Below are 19,459 nucleotides of genomic sequence, written 5' to 3'. Positions count from 1 at the left end.
GCGGGGCAGTTAAACCCCGTAAGGCGTCTATCTTCCAATTGGCTTTCTTCCAAGAGGTATCCTTTGCTTTTGCAGGTTTACCTCTGGAAGGTTTGATCGGTAGAGCAAAAGCTATTGGCGTGTTCCAGTGGCGTTCCTGTTCTATCTGGGATCTGCTGTGTTTTTGGATTGGCGGTCAGCGGACCAGGTTCAGGGCGAAAAATGGCGTCTATTCTAAACCCCATAAGCCGTTCAATTCATCCAGTGAGTTCATTTAGGACTGTAGTTCTGTTTCTTCTTTGATGGTCTCGAAATCGGTTCAAAAGATCAGTGAAAACCCCGGGAAGGCTGCTGACTAATGCAGCAGCCAGGAAGGCAAAGCTGATCCAACACGAGAGTAGAGTACATGATCGCGATCGACACGAACTCCCGGTACGGCACCCTCGCCCAGCTGCGCGACCGCTACCGCAGCATGTATGAGCCGACCCACGGCGCTCTCAAGTCGATGAGCCTGAACCTCATCTCGAGCGAGAACCGCGCGACCCTCGTCCTCGGCTTTGCTCCGGCCTCCGGCGGTCCGCGCAAGATGACGGCGGAAGTCGCCTTCGATCCCGGTGAAACCACGGTTGCGAGCCTCGCCTCCCGCTGGCACTAAGGCGATGCATGGAGGACCATTCGGGCCTCCCCCTTTGCCCCTCGTTTCCATTCCAGCACGAGATCTCCCGCATGTTCGACACCCACTTCTCCCGTGATGCTGCCGGTCGCCTCCTCGTCGAGGCCTATATCGACGGCGCCTGCTCCGGTAATCCGGGTCCTGGCGGGTACGGCGTCGTCATCCTGGACACGAATGGGGAAGCCCATTCCCTCTCCGGCAATGGCGGCGCAATGACCACGAACAACAGGATGGAGCTTTCGGCCGCCATCGCATTGCTCGATTACTTCGGGGAGGAGAAGTGCAGTTTCACGATCCACGCCGACAGCCAATACGTGATCAAGGGCATCACGGAATGGATCATCAACTGGAAGCGCAACAACTGGCGCAACGCCCAGAAGAAGCCAGTCGAGAACCAGGATCTCTGGCAGGATCTCGATCGCCTCGCCTCCCGCCAGCAGATCAAGTGGAACTGGGTCCGCGGCCACAACGGCAACCGCTACAATGAGATGGCTGATCAGCTTGCCGTCAATGCCGGTCGGGGCATCGTCCTGACGCCAGATTTGGTCGGGTCCGGTGGGCAGAAGCGCCCTGCCCCGCCAAAGATCGCGATTCCGATCACATCGCCGGAAGAGCAACTCATCACCCAGCTCGAGCAGGCTCTCGCGACGGGCGCGCTTCCCGATCTCAAAAGCGCCGCTCAGGCCGCCCTCGACCATCTGAAATCCCGCTAGCCTCTCACGCCTAAGGACAGCCATGACGACAATTGCATCCCAGGCTCTGGTCTGGGCACGATCCCGCTCGCCCCGATCCCTGATGGCTAAACTTGGCGAGGCGCCGGTACTGGTCGCCGTCCTGGCATTCCTAGCCCTCGCGATTGCGGATCTGATTTTAGGCACATCCTTTGCGACGGTGTTTCTCATGTTCGCCGTCCTGCCGGCGACATTTTACTTCGTCCGCGATCACTTCCGCCCCAGCCCAGTACAAAAACGCATCGCGAGTTTGGCTACGTCATCGCTACAGCGTTATGTGACCCTGGCCGAAATCACCGTCGAGGCACCGCTCGTCTCCAAGACGGGCAGCCTGATCCTGATGTTGGACCGGCGGTCACGCCGGGTATCCGACGGGATGGAGTCTTTCCGGCTACTGCAGGAGGGCGCACTCCGGCAGACGTTTGTAATCGCGCCGACGATCCGGTTTCATCGGGACGGTGTTGCCGACATCGAGCTCAGTCGCCACGACCTGAAGCCGGTACGGATCCGGGTCGACCTTCGGCGCGGGCTCACCCGCATCACGCTCAGGGAGACTGTCCCTGACGACAAGAACCCCTTCGTTAACGAGGTTCGATCGATCCTGTCGAAGGCGTCCCTCGACAGTGTTGCCGACATCCGCAAGGCGCGAATTCGCATCGCGCAACTCCTTAAGGTGGATACCTGCCTCCCGGCCGAAAAGGCTAATAGGACCGCCGCCATGGCTTTTGCCAATGACAGGCTGGATAGCCGCAAAAAGGAACTGTTCGGCCAATGAGCATCGCGAAACTCATCTCGGCAGATGAAACTAAACTCCTCTGCTCGATGCTCCTGTTCTTTCCTGCCTGCGCTGCCGGGAGCGTGGCGCTGGTCACCCTTGTTGGCATTTTGGCTGACTGACCGATTCACCCGTCGAAAGGCTATCCCATGATCAATCCGCAATCAGTCCATTGGGCTGAGACGGTCCTCGATGCCGTTGCAGGAACTTCCCGCGCCGAGCTCGCCATTGAAACCTATGACCGCACCGCTGGGATGGTCGGCAACACAGGTATTCAGATCTGGCACCTGATCCTGTCGCTTATGGACCTGTGTGAGGCCCAAGGATCGCACTTCGACGTGCTCCTTCAGCAGGCCCAAGTGGCCTTTGCCAAGGACGTGGCCGGCAAGCCCGACGCTCAGATCCTGATCCTGCTGTTCGAGCTGATGGCCTTCTGCAAGACGAAGGACATCGACCTTGCCGAGATTGTTGCCAACGTCCGGGCCGAGCGGCCGATCATCAATGGAGAGAATGCCGATGCTTGATCGACAGAAAGCACGTACCGAGATCCTGGAGGCCGTTCGGGCAATGGCCCGGGAATATCCTGACGCGGAATATGGCTTCGCCCGTGAGCAATCCGGACTCCTCGGCAAGATCAAACGCATCTGCGGGAACGCCATGCCCACGGCCCGGCGCTGTTGGGAGTATGTGGGCTTGGATCGATCGAAAATGGTTGACGAATTCACCTTTGCCCAGGAGGACCTGAGAAAGGCCAGCGCACCGAAGCTGTACCCGCATCAGGAGAAAGCCCTTGAGGCCATTCGCCAGGCGAACCCAATCATCCTTCAAATGCGGTGACAGCCTCAGATCATGCCCTGCAGAACCATTGCATCCGGGTGACTTTGTCCTTCCAGATGTAAGTCCATGTGAGATTTTTCGTATCGGTGTTGTAATAGAAGGCGTGCGGAAACCCTGCCCTCACGCCCGCTCCAAATACCCCGGTTGCATCCTTTCGCACCAGGAAGCTATCGCCTTTAGGGTCGAATACATCGCCCTTTTTTGACCGGAAGCTCCATTCGGGCTCGCTCGGTGAGAACCGCGAGTACATATGAACCTCGTGCGCGTTCTCATCGATTACAAAGCGATTGACTGAGCCCATGCGCTCGGCCTCGACGGGATCGCTGGTCAATTCGCAGCGTAAAGTCAGCGCGGAGGCCGGCATCACGACGATCCCCAGTATTGCAGCCAACAACAGGCTCTTCGAGTTCATTTCTCATCCCGTTTTATGTGAAGCCATCGCTTTTGCGGCGATCCTTTGTCTATCAAACGGCCCACATACACAATTCGGTTCCCGTCCATCGGGCGAACGGCCCGGATTGTTATCGCCCTTGATCCCGATCCCCAGCGAGTGCCCCATGGATGCCTCAACCGACCTCCCCATTGGTGAAGTCCGCGCCTACTGCGACCTCCATCGGCGTTGCAGCTCCCTCAAAGCCATGACTGGCGAGAAAAAGGGGAAAGTGGTCGCCAAGCCAAAACAGGTCGTGCTCCGGGATGTCCGGTTCGAAGTGAGCCAGGCAGGCCTCCGCCGCACTCGTGACGAGAACATTCGAAACGTACATGCGTATGCCCGAGGCCACGTCCGTGACCAGGATGTCGAAGCCGTCCGTAATCATCCTGACGCAGTGCAGATCCGGTATAATCCGCACAAGTTCGATACCTTTGTCAGGGCCGATACCCTGGAGCCCGTCGCGACCGCTCAAGTGTTCGCAATCGATGGCAAGCTCTCGTTTGCGATCGGCGTTGCCTGATCCAACCGACCTCATTCCAACCCAATGCTACGCCGGAGAAAAGACGTGAACGCTCATTCGCCCGTTCTGGTGACCGAGACCGACATCCTTCAAGCCCTGCCGGTCATTACCTATGACGAGATCCGAGCGGCCTCAGGGTGGAGCCGGGGCAAGATCTACAAACTTGCCCTGAAACACAATGCTCGCAAGACCGAGGCCCGTATCCGCGAGCGGACTGCCGAACGCAAAGCTCGCCAGCTCGAGAGCCTCGCAGCCCTGATCGACACGACAGCGAAGGCCGACGTTCTGGACTATCTCGACTCCCTGCCGGACGAATGTGCCCAGCTTGTCATCACCAGCATCCCGTACAATGTCGGCAAACGCTACGGCGATGGTGCCTCCGCCGATCAGATGGCCTTCGTCTACTTCATGGGTTGGACGATGCAGGTCATCTCCGAGTGTGCCCGCATCCTGAAGACCGGTGGCACCCTGTTCCTGCAGGTCGGCTCCACCCGTGATGAAACCGGCGGCCTTGCTCCACTCGACGCGCTCCTCTTCGAGCCGTTGAAGAAGGCTGGTCTCACCTTCCAGTCTCGCGTGATCTGGACCCAGCCGCACGGTCTCACGCCCAAGGGCCGACTATCGGAGCGCCATGAGACTGCCCTTGTCTTCTCCAAGGGACCCCACCCCGTTTTCAACCCGACCCCGGCACGTACGCCCCAGAAAGGGCCAGCCAAACGTGCGTTTAAAGGGGAACGCAAAGGTCAACTCTCGTCCCATCCCTTAGGTGCCTGGCCGTCCAACGTTTGGACCGATATCGGGAACATCGGCCACAATCATCCGGAACGTACCGGACACCCAGCCCAATTCCCGCTGGAGCTCGCCCGACGGGCGGTCCTCCTTTACTCGATGCCCGGCGATCTCGTTATCGACCCGTTCTCGGGATCGGGAACGACCCACGTCGCTTGTCGCGAAACAGGCCGGAGCTTTTCCGGGTGCGACCTCTTCTATGAGGATCTTCGCGCCAAACGCCTCGCGGCCGTAGAGCCGGATCTCGTTTCGGACCTCCCGGGCGTCTCCGATGAGACGCTTGCCGTCTGGCAGGCCGAGGCCCGCCGCGTCGATGCGCCGGCCCAAGCCGATCTTCTCGACTTCCTTCCATAAACCGAGGCTGACCAATGCGACGCCATATCAAGCTCAACGAGCTTTCTCATATCCCTACGCCGAAATCAGATGATTACGGCCCGGACCTAATGGAGCAGGCACGGGCCGCGCAGGTGAAGAAGAACCTGCGCTGGGACAACACCCTTGGCATCTTAAGGGACGACGATATCGGCCTGCGGGCGCGGTTCGTGAACCAGTCCGATCACGAACCGCATGACAATGAGGAAGATGTCATGCAGTGGGTCTTTGCCTCGTCCATCAAGAACTCGGCAAGCCGGATCAGCCGCGGCTACGAACCCTAGCGGATAACCGCAGCTTAAGGCACGTGCGCTACATAGTTGATAGCATACCCAGTCTCCGCCTGGGCAAACCTCCTAGCGATCAATGCCGCTGTATCTCAACAGTCTCTTCGCCCAAGCTAATGTCCCGCCCTCAGACATTCGTCTTCTGAGGCACAAAGACTCTCGGTCGACCAGAGGCCGGACACCGTATGAGCTTTGGCGGGACGACAGGCCTGCCTTCGATCTCTACCAGGGCACTCAGAGCTTTGGAAACAGGCCGAAGCTGCAGGCAGGCTATTGGGCGTCCTTTGTGGTAACCCCGACTGGAGAGACGCTCCTCGCCGGTTTTTATCGATGCCGGTATCTCGGGCCTTCCACGGAAGACAGGATCTGGCCTCACGCCGAGGGGATCGACCTCGCCGGCACCTGCGACATCTACGATCTGACCTTGGTGGATGACCTCCTCGACCTTTCTGGTCGGCTTGTGATCGACTGGGGCGCCTCAGAGCGGGCATGGATCCAGCGCGCCGACAATCAGAACAAAGTCGTCCTCGAGATCCGCACGGTCTTTCAGGAACCGGACTTCCCCGGCTTCGAGCGGTTCATCGCTCCCCTGTCCAAGATTGAAGGCCTCCCGCTATCCTGGCGCACAGCGCTTTCGAATTCCCGGGGAGTCTATCTCCTGACCTGTCCGAAAACGAAGGAGCAATATGTCGGCGCCGCCTACGGCGAGGGAGGGTTCTACGGCCGCTGGCTCGCCTACGTCCACGGCGGTCACGGCGGCAATGTCGCCCTTCGGAGCCGAGATCCCAGCGACTATCAGGTTTCGATCCTGGAGGTCGCAGGCTCCGCCGCCACCTTCGAGAATATCATTGGCATGGAAGACCTTTGGAAACGGAAGCTCCAAAGCCGGGAGATGGGCTTGAACCGGAATTGAGCCGTTCATCAGTCCGAATTAAAATTCTTGCAATCGCTTTATAAAGTCGGAGATCAGGGGCCAAGGGATTGTATTCGATCTTTTGCCAAACCCCAGGAACTTCGATGATTCGAGAAATTCGCGGCAATGCTCTTCAGACCGAGGCCATGATCATTGGTCAGGGGACAAATTGCATCGGCGCGATGGGCAAGGGCTTTGCCGAGGCCATCGCCGACACCTGGCCGCACGTCAAACGCGAATTTAAGCGGCTCCATAGTTCGGTGCCGACCGTCCGCGGCACTCGCCCGAACACGGCCGTTGCTCCCTCTCTGCTTGGTACCGTTCAGTTCGTCGGCGTGACCGAGGTGGGGCTCCGCCGCCGGTTGCGCCCTAATCTGGCGGCCATCGCCAATCTGTTCATCCAGTTGGAGGTCGGCACCGACCGCCGCCGCGTCGAGTACGACGCCGTGCGCTCCTCGCTCACCTCGGCCCGAGATCAGATGCTGTCGGGCATCATCCTGGATTCGCGACGTCCTGATGAGGTCCTCCACCCGACGTCACTCGCCCTCCCCCGGATTGGAGCCGGACTTTCTGGCGGAGATTGGCCGACGATCAGGGCCATCGTCGATGAGGTCTTCGGAGCCTCCCCGATCGACGTCACGATCTACGTGCAATAAGGAGCCGGCATCTGATGCCCGTCCAAGCCGCTGCCGCCCTTAGCCGTCAATCTCGCCACGACCGTCGGATCAGCCGTGCCGAGACAGTGATCCCGCACGGAGACTACTGCTACCGCATTGCTCGCGTGGAGACCGGTCCGGACGGATCTCCGTCCGTGAAAACCCAGCGTTGCCCGTACTGGAAGGGCCGAAAGGACCGGCCTGAGCAACGCTTTGGATACTGCCGCCTCCTTAAGGTTGGCGACTACACCCAAGGCCGCAAAGCCGACGGCAAACCCCGGGCGACCTCGCTCCTCTGGGACCAGGTCAAGGAGTGCGGGATCAACCCCGATCCCCTCTCCACCAGTAGCTCATCGCCTACAGAAAGTTCGATCCATGCATCTTGAGGAAATGGCCGCCACCCTGGAAGCGACGGGCCGCTACCGCGTCCTGCGCGAATTGGCCACTGACGCCACTGCGTTCTGCCCTGTGCCCGATCCTCGCGACCTCCCGGCTGGACACCGCCTCGGCCTCTGCGTCGACACGGAAACCACCTCCCTCGACCCAAGAACGGGCGACATCATCGAGCTGGCCATGGTCCCGTTCACCTTTACGGACGACGGGCAGATCGTTGAGATCTTCCAGCCGTTCCAGCAGCTGCAGCAGCCATCAGGGCCGATCCCAGCCGCCATCACCGACCTGACCGGCATCGACGACGCCATGGTCGCGGGCATGTCCATCGACCTCGATGCGGTCGTTGGCCTCGTGTCGACCGCCGAGATCTGTATCGCTCACAAAGCTGCCTTCGATCGCCGTTGGCTCGAAAAGCTGTCGCCGATTTTCACCACGAAGCCTTGGGCCTGTTCTCTCCATGAGGTTCCATGGAAGGACGAAGGCTTTGAGAATCTGTCCCTCAGCTACATCGGCATGAAGAGCGGCTTCTTCTTCAAGGCGCACAGAGCTGCGGAAGACTGCCTCGCCGCCCTTCAGATCCTAAAGCTCCCACTCCCCAAGTCTGGGCGCTCCCCGATCTCCTACCTTCTCCAGGCCTCCAGAGCGATCACCTGCCGCATCAAGGCGCCGAACACGCCCTTTGAGCGCAAGGAGCTTCTCAAAGCCCGATCCTACCGCTGGTCGGACGGATCGGACGGCTCACAGAAGGCGTGGTGGATCGACATACCCGAAGAGAAGCTTCAGGAGGAGATCACCTTCCTGCAGTCGCAAATCTATCTACGTCCGGTTGATCCTCCCGTTCGCCGGATCACCGCTTTGGAGCGGTTCTCCGCAAGAGCCGATTGAAGCCAGGATCTGAGGACCGGCGGAAACTCTACCGCTGAAATCCCTTGAAGGAGATGAGAATGGACAATCTGGCCGAGATCCTGGTCACGCCCCGGCTCGCCTCGATCGGCATGGCAGGTCTCACCGCCAACCTCGAGCCCGTCCCTCCTTATGCCTTCGTCCTGGATCGCGGCATGGATCCGGAGGAGCGTCTTGAAAATGCGATCCTCTGGAAGACCCTGAAGGATCGTGCAGGCTCCCAGATCAAGGCTTATGACGACCTGAGCAAGGTTCCCGATTCCGTCACCCATATCTTCGGTCGGGCTGGCCATCGCAGCGACCTCTTCCGGGAGGGTCTGACGTATCCAGGTCCGATGGAGAAGACGCTACCCTATTGGACGGTGCCAGGCTTCCTGGAGCTCGCCGGCCGCTCCATCAAACTTTGCGATCTTGATCAGGCCGACGCGGAGGTCCAGCGTCTCCACCTCGACGGCAAGGATGCCTTTGTGAAGGCAACGCGGGACAAGTATTTCACCAAGCAGGTTCCCGTCGGCACTTCGCTCTGGCAGGCGCTGGATGCCATGGTCTACTCCTTCATTGACGAACAAGCCTGCCTGTTGGTGCAGGAATACGTCGAGATGACGTATGAATACCGCCTCTTCGTGGTCGACGGACAGGTCGTGACGGGCGCCGGATGCATTCCGTGGAAGACGCCGTTGGACAACACCGCCCTCTATGACCCTGCGATGATCGAGCATCGCGGAAATAACAAGGTAGGTGGACCGGCAATGTCCAACCTCCGGCTCGACCAGTATCTCGCCTTCGCGTCAGAGGCCGTCGACCGGCTCGGAGGCGGCAGCTTCGTTCTGGATATTGCCATGATCAATGGCGATGTCGGGATCGTCGAGCTCAATCCGATGCGGCTGGGCCAGGTTGGGATTTATGCGGCCAATGTGCGTGCTCTCGTTGATGCAGTACTGAACCGGTTCGGGTAGGATCACTCCCGACCCCCTTCCTACGGAGCGCCAAGGTATGACAGATACCCAGCCGTCGGCACCGCGCCCGAAGATTACTCCCGAGGAGATGGAGCGACGTCGCCGCGCAGTAGAGCACGCTGCCCACGATAGCGCTATGGAGGGCGTTAGACGCGACCCTCGGACAGATCACGTTTTCGACGCATTCGTGCGGGGAGATATCGAGATCTCAGACATGATACCGATGATCAAGAAGGCTCTTGGAGACGAATAGATTGGTCAGTTCATAAGAAAGGGCCGGCGATCCTGGTTCACGCCGACCCCTTGGGTTCCGTAGTTGAACGGCCCGATTAGTGCCGCTTTGTAGCCTCTCCGATCAGACGACCGATCCGCTTGTTATTGACGTAGCCGGCCTCGACTTCACGCAGCTCCAGCAGGAGCCGGACTTCAAAAGGCAGGCTCTCGTCCGCCAGCAGAGCCGCGATCAACTGGTCCCTTGCCTCGGCAACATCCTCGCGAGAGACAAAGCCGTTGCTTGCATCGGCCAGGACGTTCATTGCTCCGGTAACTGCGCTCATTTCGAGATCCTCTTCTTCAGTGGGGGGCAGGTTGCAGGCCCTTCCTGCAACCCTGCCTCTCCGGCGAGGAGCGGAGGGTGGGTGCAAGTCCCGGTGCAGAGCCCGAGACGAAGTCCGAGGCGTACCGGAGCGTGCGCAACGCGGTTGCTCCTGAGCCGCAGGCGATGGTGCGACCGACTTGCTGCATGAACCGGGCAAAGCGGCGGCTTGCAGGGAGGTGAGGCAGCGCCTCCCTTCCTGGAACGGGGTGTCGACACAAGCTTCTGGCGCTGCGCTTCGTCCGAGATGAGATCCTGGTTTTGAGACCGGTTCGGATGGCCGCGAACGCGGTGGAAAGGCCCCAGTCATTGAACGATGTTCCTTGTTTGTTCTGGCCTCTGGATCCCACCTCGCTCTGCCCCCGTCAATTCTGGTTAACGAATTATCCCCGCTATCCCAAGCGACAGAAGTCGGCCTCCGGCCGTCCATTTTTGGCCGAGGGCGTTTCGCCCTCCCGCACCGACACACAAATTGATCTGACCCCAAAAGGGTCAGTCAGCTGAGAGCAAGACAGCCTTATCTCTTTGCATCCAAGGAAAGCCTAATGGTCACTCTTACCCCTGAGGACGCCGCCCGCCGGTATGTTGCCTTGTACGATGCGGACATCTCCCAGGATAAGCATCTGGAAGCACTCGGCGACACCCGAACCGAGCCGTCGCGCAGCGCCCAAGAGTTCGCACGAGCATACGAGGATCAGGCGAGCCCTGAAGATTACGCTCAGTACCTCGAGATCCTTGATCGATTGCTGAAAGAGTAGGCGAAATCGCTTCAGGAAATCCCCGATGAAAGATCTGACGCTCATTGACTTCGCGGAGGTGATCCGGACCGTCACCCTCACTGACAAGCAGTGCAAGCTTTTGTCGGACTGCTTGCGATTTGGCATGGACGATGAAGTACGCCGCGCCGCGTCCACTGTGCTGTTCGATACATTCCATGGGAAGGAGGGAACGTTCACCCTCACCATCGCGGATTGGTACGAGGTTGAGCACGCTGTCATGTGTCTCGAAGGCTTCCTGCAAGAAACCCTCTCTTATGAGACGTTCCCCGAGCGGCATAAGGATTTCGAGGAAATCCATCGTCTGATCGATGGCGACGACAGCAACGGCGTTTCGAGGTACCTATTCGGCTGTGCTCAGCCCTCCATGCCCCAAGCCGCCCCCGAGGGCGACTCGCCCTCATGCCCTTCTGGCACAAGAACGCTCTGACCCGCCTCGGGTCAGCCAATCTAGACCAGATATGCCGCTTTCTCGATCGAGCCTGCGCTGCTTTAGAACGGGTGGCTCAGGATCCGAGGGCTCGCCAAGTAAGGGATGATCTCTGGAGACTCCTCCTGCGCCTCGACTTCAGATCCCAGACGCAGGGTGATAACGAGAAACTTGCCATCGTGCATCTGCTTGAAGACCGTGTAGACGCGATCAACCCAACGTTTCACGAGCAAGCTCATCTCATCGCCAGAAATCCGACCGATCTCCTGCCACGCAACAGGCTGTCCCTGGCATACGACTTTCACATCCGAATAGTCGCCAGCCGAGCTTTCCGGCTCAACGCCGGCCTCCAGGGCTGACATCTCCTCACAGTCCAGGGCCGTTTTGACGATAGCAAAGGCCAACTTTGCCGACATCCAGTCACCAAGGAGGATTTCAGGGATCGGAGCCTCAAAATGGGATGGAATGACCTGAAGCTCTGGATCTGGCTTCGGCTCGCCCCAACGCTCTAGCCCCTGCCTGCCGTAGTTGAGGATTGCCGCCAGATAGTCAGGGTCCCTGAGGTTGAGCAGGATCGTATAGAGGGCGTCCACCGCTTCGCGTCTGAAGGCACGGCTTTCAACCTGGGTGAGGCGGCGGACCTGATCCAGCGGAATGGCGCCGCCAGTGTGGAGCACGACTGCTTGTGTGTCTTGGATCAGGTCCGCCCAGTTCGGGTCCCCCGAGTGGTAGTCCTCCAGGCAGGTATCCCGGAAGCACAGTCTGACGATGGCTATAGAGAGAGCTTTGGCCATCTCATCGTCGATCACCATCGATTGGATCTCAGGCATACCTTTCCATTCCTACGCAACGCTGTTTTCCAAACAGTAGAACCTAGTCCTTTCCTAAGGCTGGTCACTTACTCCTAAGGGGAACGCCTGATGGCTAAGTGGTTTCGCCAGAAGAGATTTGTCTCAGAAAATTGAGGCGAAGGGATGAAGGTCAAAAACCCCGAAAGATCAACTGCAATTGAGCAGTCAGGTCGGAAGGGAAGACTTCAAAATCCTCAAGAAGAAGAGACGAACAACAATCGTCCCACAGCATCAAACGGCCAGCCAGGACGGCGGCCACATCATCACCAGCCTTTGGCACAACAGGAAAGACAGCCAATCATGGATACGGCAGTGAACGACAACCAGGTTTCGAACAACGCAGCTGGCACCCAGACGACGCAGGAGCGCTCCCGCGCCTATCCGCTGCGCGGCCACCTCTCGGCAGTGGAAGTGCTCGAAGACAAGAACAAGAAGCCCTATGCCAAGGCGAAGCTCACCTATACCCGACGCGATCAGCGCGAAGTGACGGTGACCACGATGGCCTTCGGCAAGGCGTTCGACGACACCCAGAACCTCTTCAAAGAGGGTCCCGTCGCCCTCTACGGCACCTTCGAGCGCAATGTCTTCCGCGTGATCAGCGAAGCTCTGCCGCCCAAGGAACAAGCAGCCGCTTAATCCAAAGCCCCCTGGATTTCGGCCAGCTTGAGAAAAGCCACGTTGTGTAACGTGGCTTTTCTTTTGCACGCGTCAAAAAAGCCAGTGAACTCTTCCAGAAGTCGTGGGTTTTGCTCCCTCAACCCAAACAGGACAACCACGGACGAAATCCCCGAGGATCAGAATGGCCGCACCCAGTCTCGTTTACCTAGACATCGATGGTGTCATCGTCACTGACCGTTCCACGAAGCTGGGTGGAGCCGGATACATTCCGGCAGGGGCGGCATCCATGATCGTCGACATACTAGACCAGACGGGCGCCCGCCTGGTTGTTGCCAGCACATGGCGCCGGGATGCAGACTGTCGGGCCAAGTTGGCTCAGGCTGGGATCAGCGAAGATCGCTATTTCGTCGATTGGCGCACACCTGACCTGTCCCCAGAGGAGGAGATTGCTGATCTTCCGATCCGGGGCTCTGAGATTGAGCGTCATCTGAGACGCCATCAGCCCAGCCGCTATGTCATCATTGATGACGATCCCGGCATGCTCCCGCATCAGAAGGGTTTCCACATCCAAGTTGATCCGAGCATCGGGCTCACGCGAACCGATGCGGAAACAGCAATTGCTCTTTTGCGCGGGTAGCGAAGTGCCAGCTTCGAAGATCTGAATTCCAGGCTCAGTCCGAGATGAAAGGGATGAATTGAAAATCCCCGAAATCAAGGAGAGCCACGATGTCCGGTTACGCTCGTTTTTCGTCGCAGGAAGCAGCCAACATCAACACCTTCGGCTCTGACGTGAAGGACGCGATCATTCTCCCGGAGGACGACGGCTTCGTGGTCCGGATCGAGACCGCCCAGGGCGACTTCTTCTCCCTCCCTTGCACCTCCTACGCTGCCGCTTCGGCCACCGCCGAGCGGCTTCTGTGCGCCTGATTGTATCTCCAACAGAGGAAGCACGATGCCGGATCATTACCGCGTCATTGACTACGAAGACGGCCGCCGCCTGGAGGCGCTGCAACTGGCCAAGTCGACGGCCGCGACGAGGCCCGGGTTCCTGCGGCTGTTCTATTCCCTGAACCCTAAGGCGACACGCCGGTACTTCGGCGTCCGGCTTCACGACGACGGCGCCGACATCCTTCATGGTGACGGCCGCACGGCAACGTCGTTCATGCGGGTTCGCCCCAGCGAGCTCGGCCGATGGCAGAACCACTGACGTCGTCGGGATTGGTTTACCCGCCTCTGCTACCATGGAGGCGGGAGAATTGGCCGAAGGCCCCTGAGGAGGCCGAGGCCGCTCCCGCCTTACAGACGCTGGATCCAGGACCCATGGCTAACGCCCGCAAGACCCTTTTGACTGCCTATGACGCCCTTATGGCGGCACGTCAGCATAAGGAAGCGCTGCTCCCTGAGCGGATGAAAACCCTCAAGACCGACCCTGAATTCACGGAAGCCGTGGCGCGGGAATACGCCGCCCATCTGGCTTTCGATCTCTGTGCGCTCGCCTTCTGTAAGGAACTCAGACGTGAATCTCCCAAAACTGATGATGCACCTCCCCTCAACGGGAGAGTTGCTCGACGTAAAGGCCCTCGAGGAGGGTGAAATCCTCGGGCTGAACGAAGCAGGCCACCTCCTTCAATGGGGCGTAGATATCGGCCTCTACACTTCGCAGGAGACGCCAGAGGAATACGGGCTTCACAACCTCCATCCGCGCGAAATGCACCGGATCAATGCGCAGTCACAGGGCTCGACTGTTCGTCGGCCGCTCTTTCCGTTCTCCAACCAGGAGAAGAACACTGTTCTGGCTGCCCTCTTTCATTACCATAAGGAGGGCCTCGGAGAGCCCTTTAACCGTTCGAATGAGGTTCATGCCCTAGCCTCAGGCGAGGCGGACGACCTTCAGGAAGACATCTCCCTCGATAAGGACGGAGTTTCGGAGCTTCTGAACCAGTTACGGCAGTCGGACGGCATAGAGATGGCGGCATTGCTCCACCTGCGGCGGTTTGCCGACAACCAGGACAAAATCATCTCGGACCCGCTGGGCGACGGAAGCGGCAAGGACTCCCGCCCGCCGAACGGTGACGATTGGAACTCGCTCCATGCCGAAGTCATGGATGTAACGGAGGCCTTAAGGCATGTCGCTTAATCCTGCCGCCTTTGATCCGAAGGATCTCAGCGACCATGATCTGTGCCTAGCACTCGAGGAGATGCGCCGCCGCGGCTGGGCCGTTGCCGCCTACGATGTCAGCGACGTCGAGGCGTTGATCAGCGATGACGTCGATCCGGCTCCGACGGACGAGGAGATCCGCACTTGGTTGCAGGACAACCAGGACGAACTCCAGCACGGCATGTGCGCCGCGATGCACGATGCCGTGAACGCGGAATGGAACCGCTCTGACCAAGGCTGACGCCTAGTCCACCAGCCACGATCCAACGTCGGCCCAACCGACTTTCCCGCGGGAGGATTCCTCCTCCCGCGCTGCTTTCGCTTGCCTTCCTTTCATGGAGATCCCGGACAATGGCTTATCCCCCGATTGCAGTCGCCAATACCCTGATCCTGCGCCACGCGGCGTCTGGAGGCATCACGCACATGCGGATTCAGACCCTGTGCTATCTCCTCTATGGATGGTCGATCCCGATCCTCGGGAGACCGCTGCTGACCGAAGCCCCGGAGGTCTGGACCAAGGGTCCGATCTTCGGCCGCCTGTACTCGCAGCTGTCCCATCATGGCGACGCACCGATCCTGCAGCCGGTGGCGATCAAGCCATCGGACACCGACTACCCGGTGATCCCGGAGGAGGACCGGATCAGCCACGAATTGATCGAGGGGGTTGACGAGCGCCACTCAGGCCTGTCCGGAACGAGCCTCGAGGCACTGGCGCTTGGCCCCAACTCGCCCTGGCGTCGCGTTGTTGAAGAGCATTCGTTCATGCTCTCCGATCCGGTGGAGATCCCGCAGGCGGTGATCGCCCACCACTTCACCGCCCAGGCGCGGCAAGTGTCGCTGATCCAGTAGCGCGAACGAAACTCCGGACCCAATCCCAAGATCGGGTCAGCCCCCTCTCCCAAGCCCAAGCCGTTGGAGGCTCCCTTGCCGAAGAACCCTGGTATCCTGACCGACGAAGGCCTCGCTTCCCTGAAACACAATGTGGTCGCAATCTGCCGCCACCCCTATCGGGGAGAGCGCTCCTTTGTGGCATTCGCCACTCACCTCGGCGGCGGCGCTTTTGCGACCATTTGCGACGGGAAACTCCAGCTCCCGTTCGACAAGTGGGATGGGCTCGGGCGCTACAGCAACCTTCGGGTTCACCTCCTCGATGGCTCCGGCCAGATGTTCTGGATCGACTGGATCTATGAGACGCCGATCGCGCCGATTGCGATCCTGCAGGTCCGCGGTGACGGCGTGGAGCGCTGGCCAACTCCTGTTGTTGCCACGATGGCTGCTATGTCAGGCAAGAACCACCTTTGGCGGATTGGGTACTCCCGAGGCGTATTCGGCGATCAGAACCTCGACATCCCCAGCCTTGGCACCGAACCGCCACACGTGGTGACCGACGGATGGATCTGCACACATCCCGTCATGACATACTTCCGGAATGGTGCCGATGAAGACTACGGCAAAATGACCACGATCGCGGGTCATGCTTGTTTCGGTTACCCCAACAAGAGCGATCTCGGTGGTCCTGTCGTCGACAACGAAGGGAGTCTTGCTGGGGTACTCGTCGGGGTCGATCTTGGCTCTCAGGAAAGCCATGTCGGGGCCTATGTACCCACAGATCTGATCATGCCCTTCGTTGGCTTCGCACGAGCCTCCAAGGTGTATCAGCAGTTCCGGTATTCGCTCTATCCCGTTGTGCACCAGGTCGATGAGAGCGAGGTGCTTGCTTCCGCCGCATAGGAAGTGGAGATTTTTCTCCAGTCGAGAATGCGAGGAAGGGAAAATTCAAATCCCCAAAAGTAAACGCTTCATCGGGCCACTGCCAGACCATGTTGATGGTACTCCGTTAGCTTCACGAAGCACTTAAGCATGTCCGAAAGGATGGATTGCCTTCTGCCGAATTATTCCGCAGAATTCAGGAACTGCCGAGGCTCTCGGCGCATGAGAGCCTCGGTACTCAAGACGATCAGAGGAAAACCTCTGACCTGATAGGGGGATACCATGCGAGGCTCTTCAACTACCTCTGACAGCGTCGACCCGTATGCGACACTCGATGCCATCCTGAAGGCCATCAAGCGAACATGGCTGACTGAGGAGTGGCGGCTGGAAGACATCCGCCTCTTGGCCCAACAAGCGATGAACGACCGCCCCAGGAGAGCGCCTCGGGAATCTGCGACCCGCACGCCTCATGTTCGAAAGAGCCGGTCTGAGATCAAGCATCTGCGGATTACGAGTTCAGAGCAGTCTCTCAGCCTCTGACTTCGGATCGTAACTTCCATTGCTTAAGGCCTTCCGGCCTCTCGCGCATCTAAGGTGGGTTGCCACCGCAGATCGCGGCCATTCATCAAGAGATTTTTTATCGATTTGAAGTCACGCAAGAGGGGAAATTGAAATCCCCGAAAAATGGCCCTACCCGAGAGGAGGTTAAGATGAAACGTTAGATAAGCTCATAGCTTCAGACATTGACAGTCGAACAACATACCTGCCCCATCTGATGGTCCATAGACCGTACTGCAGGAACTCTTTGACCAAAGTAGCCTTTTGGCCAGGTACACGGCGAACATGTAACCCGACCGTTGCCTCAGCCTCTGATCCTCGCTGACGCGGATCCATCACCTCCGGATCTAAAACACCAGGTAGCATTGAGCACCGCTGACGGGCTCCCTATCTCTTCAGGGACGAGAGTGGACCGACCTCCAACCTAACGGTCACCTACCGAAAAGAAGCTGCGGGAGTGCCACAAGGCACTAACAACCTCCCGCGGCTTCTTTTTTGCTCGTTGAGCCAAACCCCAACAATGCGCCGGTCGAACCGACAATCACCACTGCCGGGTTGAACCTCCAGCGTCGAGACGGCTCAATTCCGGTTTTTGCAAATCCCGGAGAACACTGAATTCAGAAAAGATCAGCGAAGGAAAGAGGCTTCAATCCCCGAAAAGGGAAGTCAGGTTTCCTCAGATCAAAGTGAGCAAGGCTCGTTTCAATCCCCTGAAAGGAAGAGTTCGATGACAAACGCAGCAAACACCTCCGCCGTCGCCACAGTCGCCAATGACAACACCCAGCGTCAGGCTTCCTACCCGCGCCTGGTGACGCCCAAGACGATCAAGGAAGGCAAGAACAGCAACGGCACGCCGTTTGTCAGCTTCGTGGGTGAGTACACCCGCCGCGGCGCCAGCAAGCCCTCGACCATGCTGCACACCGCGTCGGGAAAAGCTCTCGATGCGATCCGTGAGCAGCTCAAGGAAGGCCAGCCGGTCCGCGTCTTCGGCGTCTTCGAGAAGCTGCCGGCCAAGGAGGACCGCTCCGAGTCGCAGGTGTTCAGGATCATCGGCCTTTCTGTTCCCCGTGAGCAGGAGCCGGCCGCCATGCAGGAAGCCGCGTAACCGGCTTCGACCGCATCCCCGAAGGCACCCACTGCCGACACAAAGGCCGCCCTCCTGGGCGGCTTTTTTCATGTGCGCAGCGAGATCCGTCTCGCTCTTGGCAATTGTGGAGGTAAAAGTGGTCGCAGAACTGATGCGCTTTGCGCTGGGTATCGTATTCCCCGTGGCTGCCGTGGCCTACGCTCTCGCGAAGACGGTGGAGCTCCCTTTCAACATCCTCGTGAGCATCGTCGAGAAGAGCTTCTGACGGTATCTTGCAGGCAGCCTTAACGCTTAAGCCGCTGGGATTAAGGGGATTGCGCCGAACGGAGGGAAGCTTGATGCTAGGCGTCTAGCGCCGGAGGCACGATGAAGCTTCAATGGACGAGAGATACTGAGCACTTCCCTGATGAGGAATGCTATCTTGCGTCCCTCGGGGAGTTCGGTGTCGGCACCGTCCTGCGCGGCTTTGGCGTGTGGGACTGGGACATCGACGGGTACTTTGCCGAGTTCATCACACCCAGCAAAGGCAAGGAGCTGACCCAGGCAGCGGCCCAAGCCGCGGTCGAAAAGGCCATCGGCGAGTGGGTGCGCAGGGCTGGCCTTTAAACGGCAAGAACGCTGAGATCCTGTTACCATTTGCGGAACGAGCTTTGGGAGGCTGTTAATCACAGTCCTTGTAATATTGCGGATACCATTCCGTTATGCATAGAAATCTCCTGATAGAGGAAGGGAGCCAACCGTGAATTCTATACCTGCGGCAAAGATACGATATCCATTTTACACTAGCCCCGTGGCAATAAATTTGGGAATTGCCGTCCTGCTATACCTCTCATTTGAGATCGTGGGCCCTTTGTGTTTCTCAACTATAGAGGCGCTCGGCATCTTCGAAGTCGGTCGAATGGGCACACCGAGCTACAATTCGAGTGAGGAAACAAAGCAAATCCTAACGGTAATTGCTTTGATAATCATTGCGATGGGGTTCATCTTTTGGCTCCTCCGCAGAGCAGCGGGTCAGCTGATCCAACGCCGCCAGCTTTCAGAAATTAGCCGACTAGCTCGTTCTCCAATCGAAATGCATGACTCAAATGGACGCGACTGGGGTATCGCGATCGCCGGGGATAAGCTCTACGTCGTTGACGACCAAGTTGTCGGCAGTATCCCCCTTACTGCGATACGGCAAGTTTCGTGGAAGATCTCTGGGTATGACGTGACCATCTATAGAGGCAGCAGTATCTTGAAAGCCTTCATCTCAAGCGTGTCAAACAAACGCTCTGAAAAGGGAGCTGCGCTAACAAGCGGATTGTCGATCACGGGTGACGATCCTTCACAGCCAGTCTGGTTCTTTCGGTGCACCAACGAGATGGTACTTCGCCGATGGAACAACATAATTACCCAGGCCATTGCGCGCGGTGAGGTGAAGCTGGAGGCTGCATAGCCAGCGGCATCAAGTACCGCATGA

At 58.7% G+C, this 19,459-nt stretch carries 32 protein-coding genes; 29 read left to right on the top strand and 3 right to left on the bottom strand.

Annotation, left to right across the window (positions count from 1 at the left end; all coding sequences use genetic code 11):
• Window positions 1–385 precede the first annotated feature (385 nt).
• From IC232_RS04580 to IC232_RS04560, 6 genes are all read left to right on the top strand, one after another.
• Entirely contained in the window at window positions 386–634 is a 249-nt protein-coding gene (locus tag IC232_RS04580; RefSeq protein WP_190843741.1) for a hypothetical protein, read from the top strand.
• Between the two features lie 71 nt (window positions 635–705).
• Entirely contained in the window at window positions 706–1,365 is a 660-nt protein-coding gene (gene rnhA, locus IC232_RS04575) for a ribonuclease HI (protein WP_190843740.1), read from the top strand.
• An 82-nt stretch (window positions 1,366–1,447) separates the two neighbouring features.
• On the top strand, window positions 1,448–2,158 hold the full coding sequence (locus IC232_RS04570) for a hypothetical protein (protein ID WP_190843739.1): 711 nt from the start codon (window positions 1,448–1,450) through the stop codon (window positions 2,156–2,158).
• The gene (locus IC232_RS32820; RefSeq protein WP_281413341.1) at window positions 2,155–2,280 is read left to right on the top strand and encodes a hypothetical protein; all 126 of its coding nucleotides are present in this window, start codon (window positions 2,155–2,157) and stop codon (window positions 2,278–2,280) included. Before IC232_RS04570 ends, IC232_RS32820 begins: the two co-directional genes overlap by 4 nt.
• Window positions 2,281–2,307: 27 nt before the next feature.
• Window positions 2,308–2,682: a hypothetical protein gene (locus IC232_RS04565; RefSeq protein WP_190843738.1), complete on the top strand. Its 375-nt coding sequence runs from the start codon at window positions 2,308–2,310 to the stop codon at window positions 2,680–2,682.
• The gene (locus tag IC232_RS04560) at window positions 2,675–2,995 is read left to right on the top strand and encodes a hypothetical protein (RefSeq protein WP_190843737.1); all 321 of its coding nucleotides are present in this window, start codon (window positions 2,675–2,677) and stop codon (window positions 2,993–2,995) included. Before IC232_RS04565 ends, IC232_RS04560 begins: the two co-directional genes overlap by 8 nt.
• Window positions 2,996–3,005: 10 nt before the next feature.
• On the opposite strand, the gene IC232_RS04555 is transcribed toward IC232_RS04560, so the two are convergent.
• Window positions 3,006–3,407 (bottom strand): hypothetical protein, encoded by a 402-nt coding sequence (locus IC232_RS04555; protein ID WP_190843736.1) that lies wholly within the window; start codon window positions 3,405–3,407, stop codon window positions 3,006–3,008.
• Window positions 3,408–3,552: 145 nt separating this feature from the next.
• Between IC232_RS04555 and IC232_RS04550 the strand changes: the two genes are divergently transcribed.
• The 8 genes from IC232_RS04550 to IC232_RS33210 all read left to right on the top strand — a co-directional run bounded on the left by IC232_RS04550 (window position 3,553) and on the right by IC232_RS33210 (window position 9,470).
• Window positions 3,553–3,948, top strand: a complete 396-nt coding sequence (locus tag IC232_RS04550) for a hypothetical protein (protein WP_190843735.1) — start codon at window positions 3,553–3,555, stop codon at window positions 3,946–3,948.
• 45 nt (window positions 3,949–3,993) lie between these two features.
• Window positions 3,994–5,091, top strand: a complete 1,098-nt coding sequence (locus tag IC232_RS04545; protein ID WP_190843734.1) for a DNA-methyltransferase — start codon at window positions 3,994–3,996, stop codon at window positions 5,089–5,091.
• Window positions 5,092–5,105: 14 nt separating this feature from the next.
• The gene (locus IC232_RS04540) at window positions 5,106–5,393 is read left to right on the top strand and encodes a hypothetical protein (RefSeq protein ID WP_190843733.1); all 288 of its coding nucleotides are present in this window, start codon (window positions 5,106–5,108) and stop codon (window positions 5,391–5,393) included.
• A 289-nt stretch (window positions 5,394–5,682) separates the two neighbouring features.
• Window positions 5,683–6,309, top strand: coding sequence for a GIY-YIG nuclease family protein (locus IC232_RS04535; protein ID WP_246812031.1), 627 nt, complete (start codon window positions 5,683–5,685; stop codon window positions 6,307–6,309).
• A gap of 104 nt (window positions 6,310–6,413) precedes the next feature.
• Window positions 6,414–6,965: a hypothetical protein gene (locus IC232_RS04530; protein ID WP_190843731.1), complete on the top strand. Its 552-nt coding sequence runs from the start codon at window positions 6,414–6,416 to the stop codon at window positions 6,963–6,965.
• A gap of 213 nt (window positions 6,966–7,178) precedes the next feature.
• On the top strand, window positions 7,179–8,243 hold the full coding sequence (locus IC232_RS04525) for a 3'-5' exonuclease (RefSeq protein ID WP_312895104.1): 1,065 nt from the start codon (window positions 7,179–7,181) through the stop codon (window positions 8,241–8,243).
• A gap of 59 nt (window positions 8,244–8,302) precedes the next feature.
• Window positions 8,303–9,217, top strand: a complete 915-nt coding sequence (locus tag IC232_RS04520) for an ATP-grasp domain-containing protein (RefSeq protein ID WP_190843729.1) — start codon at window positions 8,303–8,305, stop codon at window positions 9,215–9,217.
• Between the two features lie 37 nt (window positions 9,218–9,254).
• Window positions 9,255–9,470 carry a hypothetical protein gene (locus IC232_RS33210; RefSeq protein WP_190843728.1) on the top strand — a complete coding sequence of 72 codons (216 nt, stop codon included), beginning with the start codon at window positions 9,255–9,257 and terminating at the stop codon, window positions 9,468–9,470.
• 76 nt (window positions 9,471–9,546) lie between these two features.
• Here IC232_RS33210 and IC232_RS04510 read toward each other — a convergent pair whose 3' ends face one another.
• The gene (locus tag IC232_RS04510; protein ID WP_190843727.1) at window positions 9,547–9,774 is read right to left on the bottom strand and encodes a hypothetical protein; all 228 of its coding nucleotides are present in this window, start codon (window positions 9,772–9,774) and stop codon (window positions 9,547–9,549) included.
• Window positions 9,775–10,357: 583 nt separating this feature from the next.
• Between IC232_RS04510 and IC232_RS04505 the strand changes: the two genes are divergently transcribed.
• The gene (locus IC232_RS04505; protein WP_190843726.1) at window positions 10,358–10,570 is read left to right on the top strand and encodes a hypothetical protein; all 213 of its coding nucleotides are present in this window, start codon (window positions 10,358–10,360) and stop codon (window positions 10,568–10,570) included.
• 25 nt (window positions 10,571–10,595) lie between these two features.
• The gene (locus IC232_RS04500) at window positions 10,596–11,018 is read left to right on the top strand and encodes a hypothetical protein (protein ID WP_190843725.1); all 423 of its coding nucleotides are present in this window, start codon (window positions 10,596–10,598) and stop codon (window positions 11,016–11,018) included.
• Window positions 11,019–11,080: 62 nt separating this feature from the next.
• On the opposite strand, the gene IC232_RS04495 is transcribed toward IC232_RS04500, so the two are convergent.
• Window positions 11,081–11,848: a hypothetical protein gene (locus IC232_RS04495; RefSeq protein WP_190843724.1), complete on the bottom strand. Its 768-nt coding sequence runs from the start codon at window positions 11,846–11,848 to the stop codon at window positions 11,081–11,083.
• Between the two features lie 321 nt (window positions 11,849–12,169).
• Here IC232_RS04495 and IC232_RS04490 point away from each other — a divergent pair, with 321 nt between their 5' ends.
• From IC232_RS04490 to IC232_RS04435, 13 genes are all read left to right on the top strand, one after another.
• Complete coding sequence (locus IC232_RS04490) at window positions 12,170–12,505, top strand: hypothetical protein (RefSeq protein WP_190843723.1); 336 nt, start codon at window positions 12,170–12,172, stop codon at window positions 12,503–12,505.
• 163 nt (window positions 12,506–12,668) lie between these two features.
• A complete protein-coding gene (locus IC232_RS04485) occupies window positions 12,669–13,124 on the top strand; it encodes an HAD domain-containing protein (protein WP_190843722.1) in 456 nt (151 codons plus the stop codon).
• 89 nt (window positions 13,125–13,213) lie between these two features.
• Window positions 13,214–13,414, top strand: coding sequence for a hypothetical protein (locus IC232_RS04480; RefSeq protein ID WP_190843721.1), 201 nt, complete (start codon window positions 13,214–13,216; stop codon window positions 13,412–13,414).
• Window positions 13,415–13,439: 25 nt separating this feature from the next.
• Entirely contained in the window at window positions 13,440–13,694 is a 255-nt protein-coding gene (locus tag IC232_RS04475; RefSeq protein ID WP_190843720.1) for a hypothetical protein, read from the top strand.
• 113 nt (window positions 13,695–13,807) lie between these two features.
• A complete protein-coding gene (locus tag IC232_RS04470; RefSeq protein WP_190843719.1) occupies window positions 13,808–14,080 on the top strand; it encodes a hypothetical protein in 273 nt (90 codons plus the stop codon).
• On the top strand, window positions 14,049–14,624 hold the full coding sequence (locus IC232_RS04465; protein WP_190843718.1) for a hypothetical protein: 576 nt from the start codon (window positions 14,049–14,051) through the stop codon (window positions 14,622–14,624). The genes IC232_RS04470 and IC232_RS04465 overlap by 32 nt, the downstream gene beginning before the upstream one ends.
• Entirely contained in the window at window positions 14,614–14,886 is a 273-nt protein-coding gene (locus tag IC232_RS04460; RefSeq protein ID WP_190843717.1) for a hypothetical protein, read from the top strand. The genes IC232_RS04465 and IC232_RS04460 overlap by 11 nt, the downstream gene beginning before the upstream one ends.
• A 110-nt stretch (window positions 14,887–14,996) precedes the next feature.
• A complete protein-coding gene (locus IC232_RS04455; RefSeq protein WP_190843716.1) occupies window positions 14,997–15,494 on the top strand; it encodes a Panacea domain-containing protein in 498 nt (165 codons plus the stop codon).
• A gap of 75 nt (window positions 15,495–15,569) precedes the next feature.
• Window positions 15,570–16,376: a hypothetical protein gene (locus tag IC232_RS04450; RefSeq protein ID WP_190843715.1), complete on the top strand. Its 807-nt coding sequence runs from the start codon at window positions 15,570–15,572 to the stop codon at window positions 16,374–16,376.
• A 1,264-nt stretch (window positions 16,377–17,640) separates the two neighbouring features.
• Complete coding sequence (locus tag IC232_RS04445) at window positions 17,641–18,018, top strand: hypothetical protein (RefSeq protein WP_190843714.1); 378 nt, start codon at window positions 17,641–17,643, stop codon at window positions 18,016–18,018.
• Between the two features lie 118 nt (window positions 18,019–18,136).
• Complete coding sequence (locus IC232_RS32815) at window positions 18,137–18,265, top strand: hypothetical protein (RefSeq protein ID WP_281413340.1); 129 nt, start codon at window positions 18,137–18,139, stop codon at window positions 18,263–18,265.
• A gap of 101 nt (window positions 18,266–18,366) precedes the next feature.
• Window positions 18,367–18,606, top strand: coding sequence for a hypothetical protein (locus IC232_RS04440; RefSeq protein WP_190843713.1), 240 nt, complete (start codon window positions 18,367–18,369; stop codon window positions 18,604–18,606).
• Window positions 18,607–18,898: 292 nt separating this feature from the next.
• Window positions 18,899–19,435: a hypothetical protein gene (locus IC232_RS04435; RefSeq protein WP_190843712.1), complete on the top strand. Its 537-nt coding sequence runs from the start codon at window positions 18,899–18,901 to the stop codon at window positions 19,433–19,435.
• Window positions 19,436–19,459 lie beyond the last annotated feature (24 nt).

Source organism: Microvirga sp. (assembly GCF_014699075.1).
Taxonomy (GTDB): domain Bacteria; phylum Pseudomonadota; class Alphaproteobacteria; order Rhizobiales; family Beijerinckiaceae; genus Microvirga.
The sequence above is the reverse complement of the archived record's forward strand: the minus strand, read 5'-3'. Positions and strand labels throughout refer to the sequence as shown.